At 67.5% G+C, this 16,181-nt stretch carries 16 protein-coding genes, 1 tRNA gene and 1 pseudogene; 10 read left to right on the top strand and 8 right to left on the bottom strand.

What is annotated here, in order from left to right:
* Window positions 1-106 precede the first annotated feature (106 nt).
* Window positions 107-802, bottom strand: coding sequence for a DUF4389 domain-containing protein (locus JDV09_RS07105; RefSeq protein ID WP_221368404.1), 696 nt, complete (start codon window positions 800-802; stop codon window positions 107-109).
* A gap of 358 nt (window positions 803-1,160) precedes the next feature.
* Between JDV09_RS07105 and JDV09_RS07110 the strand changes: the two genes are divergently transcribed.
* On the top strand, window positions 1,161-2,063 hold the full coding sequence (locus tag JDV09_RS07110) for an NAD(P)H-binding protein (RefSeq protein WP_221368405.1): 903 nt from the start codon (window positions 1,161-1,163) through the stop codon (window positions 2,061-2,063).
* 206 nt (window positions 2,064-2,269) lie between these two features.
* Here the strand turns inward: JDV09_RS07110 and JDV09_RS07115 are convergent, their stop codons facing one another.
* From JDV09_RS07115 to JDV09_RS07125, 3 genes and pseudogenes are all read right to left on the bottom strand, one after another.
* Window positions 2,270-2,641: a nuclear transport factor 2 family protein gene (locus JDV09_RS07115; RefSeq protein WP_221368505.1), complete on the bottom strand. Its 372-nt coding sequence runs from the start codon at window positions 2,639-2,641 to the stop codon at window positions 2,270-2,272.
* A gap of 291 nt (window positions 2,642-2,932) precedes the next feature.
* Window positions 2,933-3,139, bottom strand: a pseudogene (locus JDV09_RS07120) (molecular chaperone HtpG); the annotation flags it as partial.
* Window positions 3,140-3,328: 189 nt separating this feature from the next.
* Window positions 3,329-3,703, bottom strand: a complete 375-nt coding sequence (locus tag JDV09_RS07125) for a SpoIIAA family protein (RefSeq protein ID WP_221368406.1) — start codon at window positions 3,701-3,703, stop codon at window positions 3,329-3,331.
* A gap of 374 nt (window positions 3,704-4,077) precedes the next feature.
* Between JDV09_RS07125 and JDV09_RS07130 the strand changes: the two genes are divergently transcribed.
* Window positions 4,078-4,659 (top strand): pyridoxamine 5'-phosphate oxidase family protein, encoded by a 582-nt coding sequence (locus JDV09_RS07130; RefSeq protein WP_308124042.1) that lies wholly within the window; start codon window positions 4,078-4,080, stop codon window positions 4,657-4,659.
* 35 nt (window positions 4,660-4,694) lie between these two features.
* Here the strand turns inward: JDV09_RS07130 and JDV09_RS07135 are convergent, their stop codons facing one another.
* From JDV09_RS07135 to JDV09_RS07145, 3 genes are all read right to left on the bottom strand, one after another.
* A complete protein-coding gene (locus tag JDV09_RS07135) occupies window positions 4,695-6,257 on the bottom strand; it encodes an acyl-CoA synthetase (RefSeq protein WP_221368407.1) in 1,563 nt (520 codons plus the stop codon).
* A 217-nt stretch (window positions 6,258-6,474) separates the two neighbouring features.
* Window positions 6,475-6,548, bottom strand: a tRNA-Gly gene (locus JDV09_RS07140).
* Window positions 6,549-6,582: 34 nt separating this feature from the next.
* Window positions 6,583-7,278: a mycothiol-dependent nitroreductase Rv2466c family protein gene (locus JDV09_RS07145; RefSeq protein WP_221368408.1), complete on the bottom strand. Its 696-nt coding sequence runs from the start codon at window positions 7,276-7,278 to the stop codon at window positions 6,583-6,585.
* Window positions 7,279-7,315: 37 nt separating this feature from the next.
* On the opposite strand from JDV09_RS07145, the gene dcd reads away from it, so the two are divergent.
* The 8 genes from dcd to rfbA all read left to right on the top strand — a co-directional run bounded on the left by dcd (window position 7,316) and on the right by rfbA (window position 14,868).
* Complete coding sequence (gene dcd / locus JDV09_RS07150; protein ID WP_221368409.1) at window positions 7,316-7,888, top strand: dCTP deaminase; 573 nt, start codon at window positions 7,316-7,318, stop codon at window positions 7,886-7,888.
* A gap of 230 nt (window positions 7,889-8,118) precedes the next feature.
* A complete protein-coding gene (locus tag JDV09_RS07155) occupies window positions 8,119-9,774 on the top strand; it encodes a DUF7159 family protein (RefSeq protein ID WP_221368410.1) in 1,656 nt (551 codons plus the stop codon).
* Between the two features lie 80 nt (window positions 9,775-9,854).
* A complete protein-coding gene (locus tag JDV09_RS07160) occupies window positions 9,855-11,195 on the top strand; it encodes a UDP-glucose dehydrogenase family protein (RefSeq protein ID WP_221368411.1) in 1,341 nt (446 codons plus the stop codon).
* A 10-nt stretch (window positions 11,196-11,205) separates the two neighbouring features.
* Complete coding sequence (locus JDV09_RS07165) at window positions 11,206-11,529, top strand: DUF1330 domain-containing protein (protein WP_221368412.1); 324 nt, start codon at window positions 11,206-11,208, stop codon at window positions 11,527-11,529.
* On the top strand, window positions 11,529-12,869 hold the full coding sequence (locus JDV09_RS07170) for a cytochrome P450 (RefSeq protein WP_221368413.1): 1,341 nt from the start codon (window positions 11,529-11,531) through the stop codon (window positions 12,867-12,869). The genes JDV09_RS07165 and JDV09_RS07170 overlap by 1 nt, the downstream gene beginning before the upstream one ends.
* A 1-nt stretch (window position 12,870) precedes the next feature.
* Complete coding sequence (locus tag JDV09_RS07175) at window positions 12,871-13,617, top strand: maleylpyruvate isomerase N-terminal domain-containing protein (RefSeq protein WP_221368414.1); 747 nt, start codon at window positions 12,871-12,873, stop codon at window positions 13,615-13,617.
* A gap of 19 nt (window positions 13,618-13,636) precedes the next feature.
* Window positions 13,637-14,005 (top strand): nuclear transport factor 2 family protein, encoded by a 369-nt coding sequence (locus JDV09_RS07180; RefSeq protein WP_221368415.1) that lies wholly within the window; start codon window positions 13,637-13,639, stop codon window positions 14,003-14,005.
* On the top strand, window positions 14,005-14,868 hold the full coding sequence (gene rfbA, locus JDV09_RS07185) for a glucose-1-phosphate thymidylyltransferase RfbA (protein WP_221368416.1): 864 nt from the start codon (window positions 14,005-14,007) through the stop codon (window positions 14,866-14,868). The genes JDV09_RS07180 and rfbA overlap by 1 nt, the downstream gene beginning before the upstream one ends.
* Here rfbA and JDV09_RS07190 read toward each other — a convergent pair.
* Window positions 14,822-16,087: a YibE/F family protein gene (locus JDV09_RS07190; RefSeq protein WP_221368417.1), complete on the bottom strand. Its 1,266-nt coding sequence runs from the start codon at window positions 16,085-16,087 to the stop codon at window positions 14,822-14,824. The two genes, rfbA and JDV09_RS07190, sit on opposite strands and share 47 nt — an antisense overlap.
* Between the last annotated feature and the right edge of the window lie 94 nt (window positions 16,088-16,181).

The following is a 16,181-nucleotide window of genomic DNA, read 5'->3' on the forward strand; positions in this document are numbered from 1 at the left end:
CTGATATCCCGTCGGACAGCCGTCCGACCACTCTGATGATTGCATCCGCTGAATAAACAGGTTCGGCAACAGGGTGAGGTCGGAGGCCCCTCAGTCCCTCAGCGCCTCAAGTAAATTCGGGTGCGTCCCGGGGTTGAGGTTCACGCGGCCCCATGTCGAGTCGGAACGGTGGATACTCGTCGCGCATCAGCGAGGCGTAGGCGTGCACCCGAATACCCCACCGGTTGATGCCCATCACGAAGTCGTACAGACCCTTCGGATAGCGGGCGGTGAACAGGAGGGCTACCACCACGATCAGCAACAGGACATCGACCAACGGGACCGGCATGAAGCCGCGCCCATTGCTGTCGTCGGTGCCCAAGAACTGCAGACCGCCGTAGAAGAAGGCCGCGAGTATCAGATAGTGGGGGATGGCCAGCAGCCACCACTTGATCAACACCAGGCCCCGATGCAGCTGCTCGGGGTAGTCGACCTCCAGATCGGCCGGATACGCGGAGTTCGGCTGCAGGCTGAACGGAGGGTACCTGTCAGAGCCCAGCGGGGAAAACGCGTAGAAGATGACCCGCCAGCGCCAGCGCATGACACCGACGTTGAAGTCGAACAGGCCGCGTGGGTATCTGCCGGTGAACAGGATCGCGAAGAACGCGATCACCGTGACCACCACGTACGCGATGTGCAGGAAGAACAGGACGATGTAATGCGGGATGGCGAGGATCCACTTGACCAGCCACTGCCAACGTGACAGCGCGGGGTCGAGGTCGCCTCGGACCCGAACCGGGTAAAGGGCGGTTTCTGACTGCATGATCGACGCTCCTTTCGGGCGCTCTGGCTCGATCAGTGAGGCGTGGATCTTTCATTGTTCCGCCACCGGATTGACCGAACCGGACATTTCCTGCCACGATGGCCACAACGTGATCGGATCGGCATGCCCGGGTGATCGCAGTCGGACGAGGTCCCCGATTGAACGGAACGCGAGAACTACCGCGCCGAGTCCGATTCGCCGTGCGCCCGGTACCTCGTCGCCATGAGCCTGCCGACGCCGGTTGCGGCATGCCGACTGCCTACATGCTGGCGGATGGGGTGCAACATCCACGAAGTAGTCGAGGCATAGTCCGTGGACTGTGACGTGTCGGAGTCCGTTGGTGACTAAATTGACTGCCATGTATCTGATCACCGCCTCCGCCAGGACGCAGGCTCTGGGCCAGGTCAGTCAGTCCGTCGTCGAGTTGCTGAGGAGCAAGGGCGAGCCGGTGCGGGCCATGGTGCGTCTCGATGACTCCCTCGCCGGCCGGTTGCGCGAACTCGGAGCCGAGGTCGTCGTCGGTGAGCTCACCACTCCAGCCGACGTCCTCACCGCGATGCGCGGCGTCACGCGCATGTTCTTCAACACGAGCATCTCGGTCGACTACCTCCAGAAGGCGGCGTTCGTCTGCGCGGCCGCCCGCGAACTGGCCGGTTTGGAGGTGATCGTGAACCTGTCGCAGATGACGGTGTCGCAGATGACCCTGACCGATGGCCAGGAGTCCCGCCAGCAGCAGCTGCTCTGGCTCTGCGAGCAGATCATGAACTGGTCGGGTCTGCCGGTGGTCCACGTGCGTCCCACGGTGTTGATCAACAATCCGCTCTTCACGGTGTGCGCCACACGATCCGTGCGTGACCACGCTGCGCTGGCTTTGCCGTTCGGCGCCGGGCGCACCTCCCCGATCGCCGCCGAGGATGTGGCACGCGTGGTCGCGGCCCTGCTGGTCGACCCGCCCGGGGACGGACAGGTCTACGGACTGACCGGCCCGCAGGTGCTCGACCTCAAAGAGCTGGCCGAACAGTACTCGCACGCGCTGGGACGGCCGATCAGCGCCGAAGACATCCCCTACGACGACTGGGTGCGCCAGTGTTTGCGGACCTCGGGCCTGTCCGACCTCGATCAGCAGCACCTTGCGATCGTGGCGCGCCGGCATCGGGAAAACCGTTACGACCGCTTCACCCGCGACGTCGAACAGGTCACCGGCCAGCCCCCGCAGACCGTCGAGCAGTACATCGCCTCACACCGGGAACTGTTCACCTGAACCCCTCCGTCAGGGAACCTTCGCCCGGGCCACACTGCCCACTGGTACCGGCGTATGACACTAGACGAGAGGCGCACCCGGCTGGCCAGCCCATCGGGCCGGTCGGGCGACCTCGCCCGCGATGAGATGAACGACATCACCCGGCTCGGCGGCATCGACGATCCGGCACTCGGGCCACGAGGGCTGCACCATCCTCGACAACGTGCTCACTTCCGGCCGAAGACGCGCTCCATCATTGCCGTGTCGGTGTAGATCTGTGCCCGTACGATCTTGCCGTCGCGCAGCGTGTACACGTCGGCGTCTTCGCACATGTCACTGCCGACGGTCACCTCCGCGAACGCGACGACCGTGTCGCCATCGGCCAAGAAGTTCAGCGGCCTGACCGCGAGCGCCTTCTCGGCCAACCGCCCCAGGTATTGGCCGAACTCGGCTTTGCCGCGATAGATACCGCTGATCGCGCTTTCGCCCGGTTGCACCCACTCGAGGTTGTCGTCGAACTGGCTCATCACCGCCTCGACGTCACCTTTGGAGAAGGCTTCGTAACCCCGCTTGACGACCTCGATGTTCTGCTGTGGCATACCGACCCCTTTCCTGGGTAGCCTCGTCCGCCAGCGCGCGGCCTGAACCGGTCCGGCGAGGCGCACGAGTCGGCTGGGCGCCCTGTCGTTGGACCTCTCCGATCGATCGAAACCGTTGGACACGCCACGACGATTGTCGGCTCGTCTCGCGTTCGGTGAGCACGGATCAGCCAAAAAAGCCGGCTACACCGTGCGAGTCAAACGGTCGGCGAGCAGCTCGGCGAACCGTGCCGGATCCTCGAGTTCGCCGCCTTCAGCGAGAAGGGCTGTGCCGTAGAGCAGTTCGGCCACCTCGATCTCGATGTGCAAATCGGAGGTATCGAGGTTCAGGTCCTTGTTCCGGAACGCTTCAAGCCGCAGCTTGTCCAGCGCATCGGAGGCGTTCGAGATCAACTCCCGCACAAACGCGTCCTTACTGGAGTAGACCGAGTGGACAATCAAATCCAGCAGTTGCCGCGCCTCGGCCTGGAACTCCAACTCCTCGACACGCGCGTTCATTGACCCACGCTCGCGGAGGAGAACGGATGATGCGCGATTCCCCACGCGGTTGACGTATATCACCGGCCGGCAGGGGCATCGCCTCCACATCCCAGCGCCGCCGCGGCCACCTGCTCACTGCCAACCCACCCGCGGCAGTCGACGACGAGGCAAAGATGATACGGCGAGGCAAAGATGATGTTGAGTTGTCTAGGCCGCTTCGGCCTTGGCGATCCAGCCGCGAGCCTCGTCGGTGTCGGTACTGGGAAATGCCCGCACTTCGGCCGGCATCAAGAAACCGGCGAACCTCATCGTGTGCTTGATCCAGTCCACGTCGGTAACCACCGCGATGCGCTCCCACTTGGAGTAATGACTGAATCCGACCTTCGTGTCATCCCACATTGCGCCGGGATCGAAGCCTTTGAAATCCGGGGCGGTCTCGTAGTAAATGCTGACCTTCTCGTGCTGCTGCAGTTTCTTCTCGACATCGGGCATCAGCACCGTTTCGTAGTCAGCCTTGGTGACGTGCCCGTGGCAGGCGAATGCCGCTACGTTGTCGGGAAAGCCGGTCAAAATCTCGATCACGATGGCCTCCTGAAGCGCTCGTTCTCGTCCTTACCCGACAATCATGGTGTCCCCACCGCGCTTGACGGATAGGGGCGAATGTCATCTCCGGTCATCGCCTTGCCCGACAGCGAAATGGACCCGTGCAGACAGAACCCGAACCGGAAAGGCACCTGCCACGGTGGCATGACCCGCTGTCGACGGGGTTTTCGGGCACGGCGCCATCTCCTGCTGTCGGCGGCCGGGTGCGACGAACTACCCATGGCGGACTCCGGCGATGCGCACGCTGGGACCGGTTTCGGTGTGGCATCCTGCGAGGCGTCCGCTGGTATAGCGGCACCGCCTTCGGGGGTGGTGACATTCTTGTTCACCGACATGGAGGGCTCCACCCGTCGGTGGCCATCCCGGATCCGCAAAACGTCCGTGCGCAACGCCAGGTCGTCCGGATGCGCGCCGGATCGGCGGCCATCTTCTGCCGGGCACTTGGGCTACCGCAGATGGGACCTTCGGCCGTGGCCGCCACCGTGCGCCGAGGCGAGAATCGCAACATGACACAACGTGAGCTTGAAGACCTCTCGCCCGACGAATGCCTCCGGCTGCTCACTGCCGCAAAGGTCGGGCGACTCGTGTACCAGGATGACCTCGGACCGCTCGCCGTGCCCGTCAACTACGCCATAGCGGACAAGGACATCGTCCTCCGCGTCGAGGGTGGTGCTAAACGAGCGGCGATGCAGCAACCGATGCTCGCCTTCGAGGTCGACCACGTCGATGAGGAGCAGAAGTCCGGATGGAGCGTGCTGGTGCGAGGCGTCGGGGCCGAGGTCGACCCGGAAAGGGTTCCTGCCCTGCTGCGAGCGATGGATGGCCACTTCCCGACGCCGTGGGCAGTCGGAATCCACAACGTGTGGCTCAAGATCGTGCCGCACACCGTCACCGGGCGGCGACTCGGGGCGGAGCGATCATCGCCGATGTACTGAGGTCGCTAGAAGGGGCGGATGAGCAGTAGTCAGGTTCACCGCTGCACGGTCGTCTCCTGGCCGCCGTACTGCTTACGTAGCGTCGTCTTGACCACCTTGCCGGTCGCAGTGCGGGGCAGTTCCGGCACGAATTCGATGCGGGTAGGGCATTTGAAGTGGGCCAGACGCTCACGGGCGTAGCCGATGAGTTCGTCGGCGGTCGCCTGCGCGCTGTCCTTGAGGGCGACGACGGCGATGGGCGATTCTCCCCACTTGGTATGTGGCACACCCACCACGGCGACCTCACGGACCGCCGGATGTCGGTAGAGCACCTGCTCGACCTCGATCGGGTAGACGTTCTCACCGCCGCTGATGATCATGTCCTTCTTGCGGTCGACCAGAGTGATGAAACCCTCGGCGTCCATCCGGCCCATGTCACCGGTGTGGAACCAGCCGCCGCGAAACGCTTCCGCGGTCGCCTCGGGTAATCCCCAGTACCCGGCGAAAACGTTCGGTCCGCGCACGACAAGCTCGCCCACCTCGTCGATGGGCACGTCGTGGTCGTGCTGATCCACGATGCGCGTTTCCACGTGGAAAAGCGCGCGCCCGATCGAACCCTGCTTCTCCTTGATGTGATCGGCGTCGAGGACCGACACCCCGGGCGCGGTCTCGGTCATGCCGAAGCCCTCTTGGAACGGCACTCCCTTGCCCTGGAAGTAGTCAAGTACGGGTAGCGGACAGGGCGCCCCACCGGTGATCGCAAGCTCGAGTGCCGACAGATCGTAGGAATCGAAATCGGAGACGGCCATCAGGGCGGCCCACATCGCGGGTACCAGGAACTGCACGGTGACGCGCTCTCGTGCCATGGTGGCGAGCGTCTTCGCGGGGTCGAACGACGGCAAGATCGTGTTCGTCCCCCCGACGTACAGCAGCGGAAGCGTGTGCACTCCCAGAGCCCCGATGTGGAACAACGGTGCGACCGTCACGGTCCGGTCGGTCTCGCGTAGCCCGCGTCCCAAGGTGAGGGAGTTGATCACCTGCCAGAGCAGGTTGTCGTGGGTGAGCATCACGCCCTTGGGACGCCCCGTTGTGCCAGATGTGTACATGAGGCAGCACAGGTCGGTGCCCGCAACGCTGATGCCCACGGCCCTCGGCTCGCCACCGGCCAGCATCTCTTCGAAGTCCGTCTCGCCGTCGGCGGGCTCGCCGCCGACCACCACGCGGGTGCGCACTCGGACACCCTCACCAGAGATGGCGGCGCGGGCGAGCGGTGACAGCTCACCCGACCAGACGAAGACGTCTGCGCCGGAATCGGCCAGCAGATAGGTCACTTCAGGCGGGGCCAGCCTGAAGTTGATCGGCACGAACACCGCGCCGAGCTTGGCCGAGGCGAACATCGTCTCCAGGAATGCCGCGCCGTTGACGAGCAAAGCGGCCACCCGGTCGCCCTGTCGCACGCCGATGTCGCGTAGCGCCCGGGCGAGTTGGTCGGTCCGCCGGTCGAACTCGGCGTAGGTGATGCGCCTGTCGCCATCGATCAACGCGATGCGGTCTCCGGACCGATGAGCCCTGCGCGACACCCAGGTGCCGATTCCCCGGGTGTGACGATCCACCAGCATCAGGGGACCTACCTTCTGGGAATGTGCGATCGGACAGTCCTGGAGTAACCCAACCTGAAAATCCCGCGTTACAGTTAACGCCGCCTTCGCGGTCCACAACGCCGAAAAACCGATCTGGGGTTGGTTCGGGCATTCATGAGGCTGCGAACTCGGGGTACGGCGGGGGTACCGAACTATCCGCCCAATTGCCGCTAGGCGGTATATGTCCTGCTCAATGTGGAGCCGATGACGGGAATCGAACCCGCGTATTCAGCTTGGGAAGCTGATGTTCTGCCATTGAACTACATCGGCCTGTTCGAACCAGAAGGCTAGCACCCGTATCAAGTCAGCCTTCGCCGACCAGCCGCTCGACGTCGATCACCTCGCCGCGGTTGATGCTCACCCAGTCCCGCCCGTCCAGGTAGGGCCGCAGGCTGCGCCCGATCAGCTCGGCGTCGGCGGCGGTCTTCGGCCGCTGCAGCTCGTAGACGTGGGGCAGGGCGGCCATGCCCGTCACCACCTGCCACAGGCGTAACGCCTCGGTCCCGGTGGGCGGATCCACCAGCACGGGGCCGAACAGGCACTGGCCATCCAGGAAGAGCGTCGGCACGCCGTATCCGCCGGCGTCGAGCACCCGCTGATGGTCGGCGCGCACCTCGTCGTGGGTGGTGGGGTCGTCCATCGCCTCGTCGAGCACCGCGGCGTCGACGCCGATGTCGGTCAGCAGCCGCTGCGCGACCGCCGGGTCGTGCGGTTTGCCGCCCAGATCGTGCAGTTCGCGGCCGATCACGGCGTACCAGCGGTCCAGCAGAGCGGGGTCGCGGCGCCGCAACAGCGCCCCGATGCGCATCAGTGACCACCCGTAGGACCACGGCCGCTGCCAGGGATGCTTCTTGCCCTCGACCCGGTTGACCTCCTCCAGGCTGAAGAACCGCCAGTTCACAGCGATGCCGGTCTGGTCGCGGACGTCCCGGATCCACAGGGATGTCTGATATGCGAACGGACACATCGGGTCGAAGTGGAAGTCGACGCTGCCGGTCATTCCTAGAGCATGCCACCGCGCCGACTACGCTCGTGACGTGCTGCTCTCCGACCGCGACATCCGCGCCGAGATCGAGGCCGGCAGGCTCGGTGTCGACCCCTTCGACGACAGCCTGGTCCAGCCGTCCAGTGTCGACGTCCGTCTCGACAACCTGTTCCGGGTCTTCAACAACACCCGCTACACCCACATCGACCCGGCGCAGCGACAGGACGATCTGACCAGCCTGGTCGAGCCGAAGGAGGGCGAGCCGTTCGTGTTGCATCCGGGTGAGTTCGTGCTCGGGGCGACGCTGGAACGCTGCAGCCTGCCCGACGACCTGGCCGGCCGGCTGGAGGGAAAGTCCTCGCTGGGCCGGCTCGGGTTGCTCACCCACTCGACCGCCGGTTTCATCGACCCCGGATTCTCCGGCCATATCACGTTGGAGTTGTCCAACGTCGCGAACCTGCCGATCACGCTGTGGCCGGGAATGAAGATCGGCCAGCTGTGCCTGCTGCGGCTGACCAGCCCCGCCGAACACCCCTACGGCAGCTCCCGGGCGGGCTCGAAGTACCAGGGCCAGCGCGGCCCCACACCGTCGCGGTCCTACCAGAATTTCATCAGATCCGTCTGACGAGAAACGTCACAGACGAATCGTCGGCGCCGCGGGTAGTGTCGCGGACATGGGCGCCGCCGCCCCCCTGCGCGCCGTCGCGTCGCGGCTGGGTCTTCACCGCCGCCAGCTAACAACGTCACCTGTAACGCGTCAGCTGGTCGAGCCGATGAAGTATCTAGTTGTCGGCTCGTCATGCCAGGGAGGGCACTGACGACCAGGTAGTTGTAGCAAACAAGTTGGAGGGGCCGGTGGACATCGTACTGGGTGTGTCCATGACACCGACGACGGTCCGCATGGTGCTGGTCGAAGGCGAAAAGGCGGACGGGGTCACCGTCGACCACGACGTGTTCGAAGTCGGTGCCGCGGGCGGCTCGGCAAACGTGGCCGAGCAGGTTGTCGAGGCCATTCTGGGCACCAGGGAGAGCGCGCAGGCCAGCGGGCATCACCTCCGGGCGATCGGGGTCACCTGGAGCGATCACGCCGAGGCGACCGCGCTGCGGGACGCCCTGGCCGCCCAGGGCATCGACGGCGTGATGCTGGTCTCCGAGGGCCACGCGGCGGCCGCGCTGGCCCAGGCCGTCGGTCGGGCGGTCGGCTACCAGACCACCGCGCTGCTGTTCGTCCATCGTGACCTCGCGACGCTGTCGGTGGTGCAGACCGACGACGGCTCGGTGGTCAAGGTGCTGAGCCGGACGCTGCACAGTTCCGACGCGATGGCCGTGCTCGCCGAGATGGCCGGCGTGGTCGCCGATCAGGAGACCCCGCCACAGGGTGTGTTCGTCGTCGGTTCCGGCCTCGATATCGCCTCGGTGAAGGCGCACCTGGAGCATCAGATCGCGCTGCCGGTCAGCGCGCCCGAGGACGCCGCGCTGGCGCTGTCCCGCGGCGCCGCACTTGCCTGCGCGAACGCGCCCGCATTCGAGGCGACCACGGTGGGCCTGGCGTATTCGCAGGACCCGGACGGCGCGACCGCGGGATCGGCCTACGCCGGTACCGCCGCGGCGGAGACCCAGCTCTCGCTGCTCAGTTCGCAGGTGGCCGTCGACGAGTTCGCGCCCACCGAGGCCCGGGAGATCGAGGACGGGCGTAAGCCCTTCCTACTGGTCGGCAGCGCGTTGACGTCGATCTTCGTCATCGGTGTCATCGCGCTGGTCATCTCGCTGGCGGTCAGCATCCGGCCCACCGCCGATCAACGCCCCAGCCCGGCGCAGAGCGCCATCGTGCCGAGCACTCAGGCGCCCGCGCCTCCGCCGGCGGTGCAGCAGGCCGTCGAGCCGCCGCCGGCGCCGCCGTCGGCCGAGACCATTCAGGCGCCGGTGCCGGTGGTCCAGGAGGCGCCGCAACAGGCGCCCCGCACCGTCTACGTCGAGCGTGCACCCGAACCCGCGGCGCCCGCGCCCGCGCCGCCGCCCGCTGCGCCCGCTCCCGCACCGGCCGCGCCCGCACCGGTGGTGGCTCCACCGGTGGTGGTTCCTCCACCGGTGGTCGTGGTGCCGAAGCCGTGGCCGAACTGGACGCCCCCCAAGCCGATCTGGACCTGGCCCAATCAGCGCGAGGACCCGGGCGAAGGTGACGGGTCGTCGCAGTCGGACTGGCCGACCCAGACCGTGCAGCCGACCACCCGGGTGCCACAGGTGCCGCAGATCCCGGTGCCGCAGGTGCCGCAGGTTCCGGTACCCCAGATTCCCCAAGTTCCCGGTGCCGGGTCCGGTTATCCGGGCGGTGGGTCCGGCTCGAGTTCGGGATCGGGAAGTAGCAGCCGGGGATCCGCCGACTACGGCGGGGGGTCGGGCGGCTCGTCCAGCGGCTCCGGATCGTCGTCGCGCGGCGGTGGCGGCCCGTCGAGCGGGTCCCCGGGCACCAACTGCTTCCTGGTCTTCTGCGCACCCGGTGGTGGGCGCTGAACGGCATTCGTCACCTGCCGTTGGCCTGGTGCTCAGTGTCGCGTAGCGGCTAGCTCGTCGCCGCTGCCTATAGAGGCGGTATGCGATGCACCGTCTTCGGCACCGGATACCTCGGCGCCACCCATGCCGCCGGAATGGCCGAACTCGGCCACGAGGTGGTCGGTGTCGACATCGACCCGGACAAGATTGCCAAGCTGTCCGGCGGGGAGGTCCCGTTCTACGAACCCGCGCTGCGGGAAATGTTGCAGCGCAACATCTCTGCCGGGCGGCTGCGGTTCACCACCGATTACGCCGAGGCGGCCGAGTCGGCCGACGTGCACTTCCTCGGTGTCGGCACACCGCAGAAGAAGGGGGAGTACGCGGCCGATCTGCGCCACGTCTACAACGTCGTCGACACCCTGGTGCCGCTGCTGCGGCGGCCGGCGGTGGTCGTCGGCAAGTCCACCGTGCCCGTCGGCACCGCCGCCGACCTCGGCGAGCGAGCCGCGGCCCTCGCGCCCGCAGGGATCCGGGTGGAGGTGGCGTGGAATCCGGAGTTCCTGCGCGAGGGGCTCGCCGTGCAGGACACGCTGCACCCCGATCGCATCGTGCTTGGCGTGCAGCGCGATTCGCAGCTGGCCGAGGCCGCCCTACGGGAGCTCTACGCGCCGATACTCGCCAACGGGGTGCCGTTCCTGCTGACCGACCTGCAAACCGCCGAACTGGTGAAGGTATCCGCGAACGCGTTTCTGGCCACCAAGATCTCGTTCATCAACGCGATCTCGGAGGTCTGCGAGGCCGTCGACGCGGACGTTACGCTGCTGGCCGACGCGCTCGGCTACGACGCCCGCATCGGGCGGCGGTTCCTCAACGCCGGGCTCGGATTCGGCGGCGGCTGCCTGCCCAAGGACATTCGCGCGTTCATGGCCCGCGCCGGTGAGCTCGGCGCCAACCACGCGCTGACCTTCCTGCGCGAGGTCGACAGCATCAACATGCGGCGGCGCAGCCGGATGGTGGAGCTGACGACCGGGGCGTGCGGTGGCTCGCTGCTGGGCGCCAACATCGCGGTGCTGGGAGCGGCGTTCAAACCCGAGTCCGACGACGTGCGGGACTCGCCCGCGCTCAACGTGGCCGGGCTGCTCCAGCTAAACGGCGCCACGGTCAACGTCTACGACCCCAAGGCGATGGAGAATTCGCGCAGCGTGTTCCCGACGCTGAACTACTCGACCTCGGCGATCGAGGCCTGCGATCGGGCCGACGCGGCGCTGGTCCTGACCGAGTGGGCCGAGTTCGTCGACCTCGACCCCGAGACGCTTGCAGGCACGGTCCGCGCGAAAGTCGTTGTCGACGGCCGCAACTGCCTCGACGCGTCGCGATGGCGGCAGGCCGGCTGGCGGGTCTATGCGTTGGGTAGACCGATCGGGGAACCCACGGCGGCGTAGCGTCGCGGCCATGTCCGTGTACGCGCTGAACCTGTTCGACATCACCGACCCCGACGAATACCTGGCTTACTCGCGACGCTCGCCGCAGGAGGTCGCCAAACATGGCGGCCGGGTGGTCGCGCTGGGCCGCTTCGCCGATGCCATCGCCGGCGACATCAGCCCACGAACCGTGCTGGTGCTGGTGGAATGGGACTCCAGGGCCGCCTTCGACAACTACTGCAACGATCCCGAGCTGGCCGATCTGCATCCGCACCGGGAGAACGGCACCTCGTCCTACATCTGGCACCTGTTCGACCGCTTGGACGATCTGCGGCCGCTGCTTAAACTCGTGTGATGCCGGCCGATCTTCGCCAACGGATCCGGTGGCTGGCCCTGCACGGGGTGATCCGGGGACTGTCGACGGTCGGTGTCCGGCGCGGCGGTGATCCGCAGGCCCGGTTGATCGCCGACCCCGGGGTGCGCGCCGATCCCGCTTCCTTCGCCGACGAACTGCGCGGCGCCGGCCCCGTCATCCGGTGCCGCGCGGTGCTGATGACCGTCGACCACCGGGTGGCCAACGAGCTGCTGCGCTCCGATGATTTCCGGGTGTCCTCGCTGGGTGCCGGTCTGCCCGCGCCGCTGCGCTGGATCAACCGCAAGACCCACCCCGGGTTGCTGCACCCGATCGAGCCGCCGTCGCTGCTGTCGATCGAGCCGCCCGACCACACCCGCTGCCGCAAGCTGGTGTCGTCGGTGTTCACCTTGCGGGCGGTCAACGCGCTGCGTGACCGCGTGCAGGACACCGCCGACCGGCTCCTCGACGAGCTGGAAGCCGGATCCGGCGGTCAGGAACCGGTCGACATCGTCGACCGGTACTGCGCCCAACTGCCCGTCGCGGTGATCAGCGACATCCTCGGCGTCCCGGAAAGCGACCGACAGCACATCCTGCGGTTCGGTGAACTCGGTGCGCCCAGCCTCGACATCGGCCTGTCCTGGCAGCAGTACACCCAGGTCCACGAAGGCCTGGTGGGCTTCAACAGCTGGCTCATCGGCCACCTCGAGCGGCTGCGCCGCCATCCCGGCGACGACCTGATGAGCCAGCTGATCCAGGCCAGCGAGAACTCCGCCGAGGATGCCCGGCTGTCGGAGCGTGAGCTGCAGGCCACGGCCGGGCTGGTGCTGGCGGCCGGGTTCGAGACCACCGTGAACCTGCTCGGCAACGGGATCCGGATGCTGCTCGACACCCCCGAACACCTCGAGACGCTGGCGGAGCGCCCGGACCTGTGGCCCAACACCGTCGAGGAGATCCTGCGGCTGGACTCACCGGTGCAGATGAGCGCCCGCTTCGCGCGCAAGGATGTCGAGGTCGCCGGGACGCCGATCAAGCGCGGCGAGCTGGTGGTGATCCACCTGGCCGGGGCCAACCGCGATCCCAAGGTGTTCGACGATCCGCACCGTTTCGACATCGAGCGCGACAACGCCGGCAAGCACCTGTCGTTTTCCGGCGGCAGGCATTTCTGCCTCGGGGCGGCGCTGGCCCGCGCCGAGGGTGAGGTCGGGCTGCGCACGTTCTTCCAGCGCTACCCCGGCGCGCGACTGGCCGGGATGGGCAGCCGCCGTGACACCCGGGTGCTGCGCGGGTGGTCAACATTGCCGATCAGCCTTGGCACCGCCCGCGCCACGATAGGTTCGTGATGTGGACTTCCGAGCGGCGCTGCTCGAGCAGACTCGAGCCTTCGGCGAACTGATCCGGCCGGCCGACCCGGCCACGCCCGTTCCCACCTGCGGCGACTGGACGCTCAAACAGCTGTTCCGTCATGTCGGGCGTGGAAACCGTTGGGCCGCACAGATCATCCACGACCGGCTCAGCCAGCCACTGGATCCCCGCGACGTCCGCGGCGGCAAGGCTCCCGACGATCCCGACGCCGCGCTCGACTGGCTCGACGAGGGCGCCCGGCTGGTCATCGACGCGGTGGACCATGTCGGCCCGGAAACCCGGGTGTGGACCTTCCTCGGCCCGCGGCCCGCCGGCTGGTGGATACGCCGCCGCCTGCACGAGGCGACCGTGCACCGTGCCGACGCCGCGCTCGCCTTGGGTGCCGGATTCGAGCTGTCGCCGGAATTGTCCGGCGACGCGCTGAGCGAATGGATCGAACGCGTCTGCGTGGACAGGCGCCACCCCGTGGCGCTGGACCTCGGTCAGTCGATTCACCTGCACGCCACCGAGGAGAAGTTGGGGCCGACCGGGGAGTGGACCATCGTGCACGACTCGGGCGGTGTCTGGTGGTCACACTCGCACGCCAAGGGCACCGTCGCGCTGCGCGGACCGGTCACGGAGCTGCTGCTGGCCATCGTGCGGCGCAAGACGGCCGCCGAGGCCGGCCTCGAGGTGTTCGGCGACACCACGGTCTGGGACGCATGGCTGGACAGCACGCCCTACTGAGTGGCGTATTTTCCTGAGCATGACCACTTCGGAGATGGCCACCGTCCTTGCCTGGCACGATGCGCTCAACGCGGGCGATTTCGACACCCTGCTGGAGCTGTCCAGCGACGACATCGAGATCGGAGACCGCCACGGTGCGGGCCAGGGCCATGCAGCGCTGCGTGACTGGGCCGAACGGCTGGACATCAAGATCGAGCCCGGCCGCATGTACATCCACGACGGGGTGGTCGTGGTCGAGCAGCGGTTGGTGTCGGTGACGGGGGAGAGCGGCACCGGAGCCGCCGCCTTCCGGGTGGTGCACGACCACGTCACCTCGGTGTTCCGCCACGACGATCTGGCCGCCGCGATGGCGGCCACCGAGCTGACCGACGAGGACCTGACCGGCTGATGCGCGGCGTCATCCTGGCCGGCGGATCGGGCACCCGGCTGTATCCGATCACCCTGGGCGTCAGCAAGCAGCTGGTGCCGGTGTACGACAAGCCGCTGATCTACTACCCACTGTCCACGCTGATGATGGCCGGGATCCGCGACATCCAGGTGATCACCACCGAGCGGGACGCACCCGCCTTCCACCGGTTGCTCGGCGACGGTTCCGATTTCGGCATCGACCTGAGCTACGCCGTGCAGGAACGGCCCGACGGGCTGGCCCAGGCCTTCGTCATCGGCGCCGACCACATCGGCACCGACTCGGTGGCACTGGTGTTGGGGGACAACATCTTCTACGGTCCGGGACTGGGTACCAGCCTGCGCCGGTTCCAGAACGTCAGCGGGGGAGCGATCTTCGCCTACTGGGTGGCCAACCCGTCGGCGTACGGGGTGGTCGAGTTCGCCGCCGACGGCACCGCCGTGTCCCTCGAGGAGAAGCCCGCCACCCCGAAGTCGCACTATGCGGTGCCGGGCCTGTACTTCTACGACAACGACGTCGTCGAGATCGCCCGCTCGCTGCGCCCGTCGGCACGCGGTGAATACGAGATCACCGAGATCAACCAGGCCTACCTGGACCAGGGCCGGCTCAGCGTGGAGGTGCTCGCCCGCGGCACCGCGTGGCTGGACACCGGGACGTTCGACTCGCTGCTGGACGCCAGCGACTATGTGCGCACCATCGAACGCCGCCAGGGCCTGAAGATCAGCGTGCCCGAGGAGGTGGCCTGGCGGGTCGGGTTCATCGACGACGACGCCCTGGCCGCCCGCGCGCACGCCCTGCTCAAATCCGGCTACGGCGGCTATCTGCTGGAGTTGCTCCAGCGCTAGACGCGGTGGCCAGCAGGGCGGCGATCCCGGTGGTCAACGGCACCGACAGCGCCAGTGCGATCCCGCCGACCGCCGAGCGGGCGATCTCGATGGCCACGCTCTCGCTGGTCAGCACATCGCCGAGGGAGCGGTTGGCGACGCTGAAGAGCAGCAGCAGCGGCAGGGCGCTGCCGGCGTAGGCCAGCACCAGCGTGTAGACGGTGCTGGCGATGTGGTCGCGGCCCACCCGCATCGCGCCGACGAACACCTGCCGGCGCGGGGCCCCGTCGCCGAGCGCGGCCAGCTCGAACACCGTCGAGGCCTGGGTAACCGTGACGTCGTTGAGCACACCCAGCGAGCCGATGATGAAGCCCGCCAACAGCAGCCCGGTGATCGACACGTTGCCCAGGTAGGCGGCCACCTCGTTGTTCTGATCCTCCGACAGGCCGGTCAGATGGGCCAACTCGATTGCGCCCCAGGACAACACCGCGGCCAGCAGCAGCGCGGCCAGGGTGCCCAGCAGGGCCGCGCTGGTGCGCAGGCTGACACCGTGCGCGAGGTAGATCACCGCGTAGAGGATCGCCGCCGACGCCACCAGGGACACCGGGACAGCCGGCGCCCCGTCGCGCAGCGCGGGCAGCAGGAACACCACCAGCACACCGAACGCGATGACGATGCCGACCAGCGCCCGCAGCCCGCGCCACCCGGCGACCGCGACGATCACCACCGCGAACATCGCCGCGAGCGCGATCAGCGGCCAGGTCCGCTCGTAGTCGTAGAACGCGTAGCTGGTGGTGCCGACGTCGTCGACCTGCCTGCTGATCCGGATGTCGTCTCCGGCGACCAGGCGTGGCTGGCCGGGCCCGCCACCGAACTCCAGCAGGGTGTTGGCGCCGCTGTTCGGGCCGGACGTGATCGCCACCAGCGTCTGCACACACTGGGCGCCCTCGGCGGTGCCGGGCAGCGGGTCGGCGGTCAGCACCGCACCCGCCGACGGGCTGCCGCAGGCCGCCGCGGTGCTGGAGATCACGTGACCGGCCTCGGTGGTGACCGCGCCGCCCGCGGCGTTCTGGAACGGCAGCGGGATGGCGGCCTTGTCGCCGCTGGGCCACAGCAGGGCAGCGCCGATCAGCACCGCGACCCCGGTGGCGATCAGCAGGGCGACGACGATCCTGGCGGCCAGCGGCCCGACCGGCGCCGGACCGTCCAGCGAGTGGGAGTGGGAGTGTGAGTGCGCCACCCGCACAGGGTAGAGGTCGCCGCCGGCACCGAAAGTGAAGGCATCGTCACGCCCGCAGTCGAGGGTGACGATGCCTTCACGGCCGAGGGGTGTC

It is taken from the genome of Mycolicibacterium xanthum (genome assembly GCF_019710635.1).
Lineage (GTDB): Bacteria > Actinomycetota > Actinomycetes > Mycobacteriales > Mycobacteriaceae > Mycobacterium > Mycobacterium xanthum.

Coding starts and splice junctions, on each gene's coding strand:
- JDV09_RS07105 (WP_221368404.1), bottom strand. CDS start 802: ATGCAGTCAGAAACCGCCCTTTACCCGGTTCGGGTCCGAGGCGACCTC.
- JDV09_RS07110 (WP_221368405.1), top strand. CDS start 1,161: ATGTATCTGATCACCGCCTCCGCCAGGACGCAGGCTCTGGGCCAGGTC.
- JDV09_RS07115 (WP_221368505.1), bottom strand. CDS start 2,641: ATGCCACAGCAGAACATCGAGGTCGTCAAGCGGGGTTACGAAGCCTTC.
- JDV09_RS07135 (WP_221368407.1), bottom strand. CDS start 6,257: ATGCTGGTGGATCGTCACACCCGGGGAATCGGCACCTGGGTGTCGCGC.
- JDV09_RS07145 (WP_221368408.1), bottom strand. CDS start 7,278: ATGACCGGCAGCGTCGACTTCCACTTCGACCCGATGTGTCCGTTCGCA.
- JDV09_RS07160 (WP_221368411.1), top strand. CDS start 9,855: ATGCGATGCACCGTCTTCGGCACCGGATACCTCGGCGCCACCCATGCC.
- JDV09_RS07165 (WP_221368412.1), top strand. CDS start 11,206: ATGTCCGTGTACGCGCTGAACCTGTTCGACATCACCGACCCCGACGAA.
- JDV09_RS07170 (WP_221368413.1), top strand. CDS start 11,529: ATGCCGGCCGATCTTCGCCAACGGATCCGGTGGCTGGCCCTGCACGGG.
- JDV09_RS07180 (WP_221368415.1), top strand. CDS start 13,637: ATGACCACTTCGGAGATGGCCACCGTCCTTGCCTGGCACGATGCGCTC.
- rfbA (WP_221368416.1), top strand. CDS start 14,005: ATGCGCGGCGTCATCCTGGCCGGCGGATCGGGCACCCGGCTGTATCCG.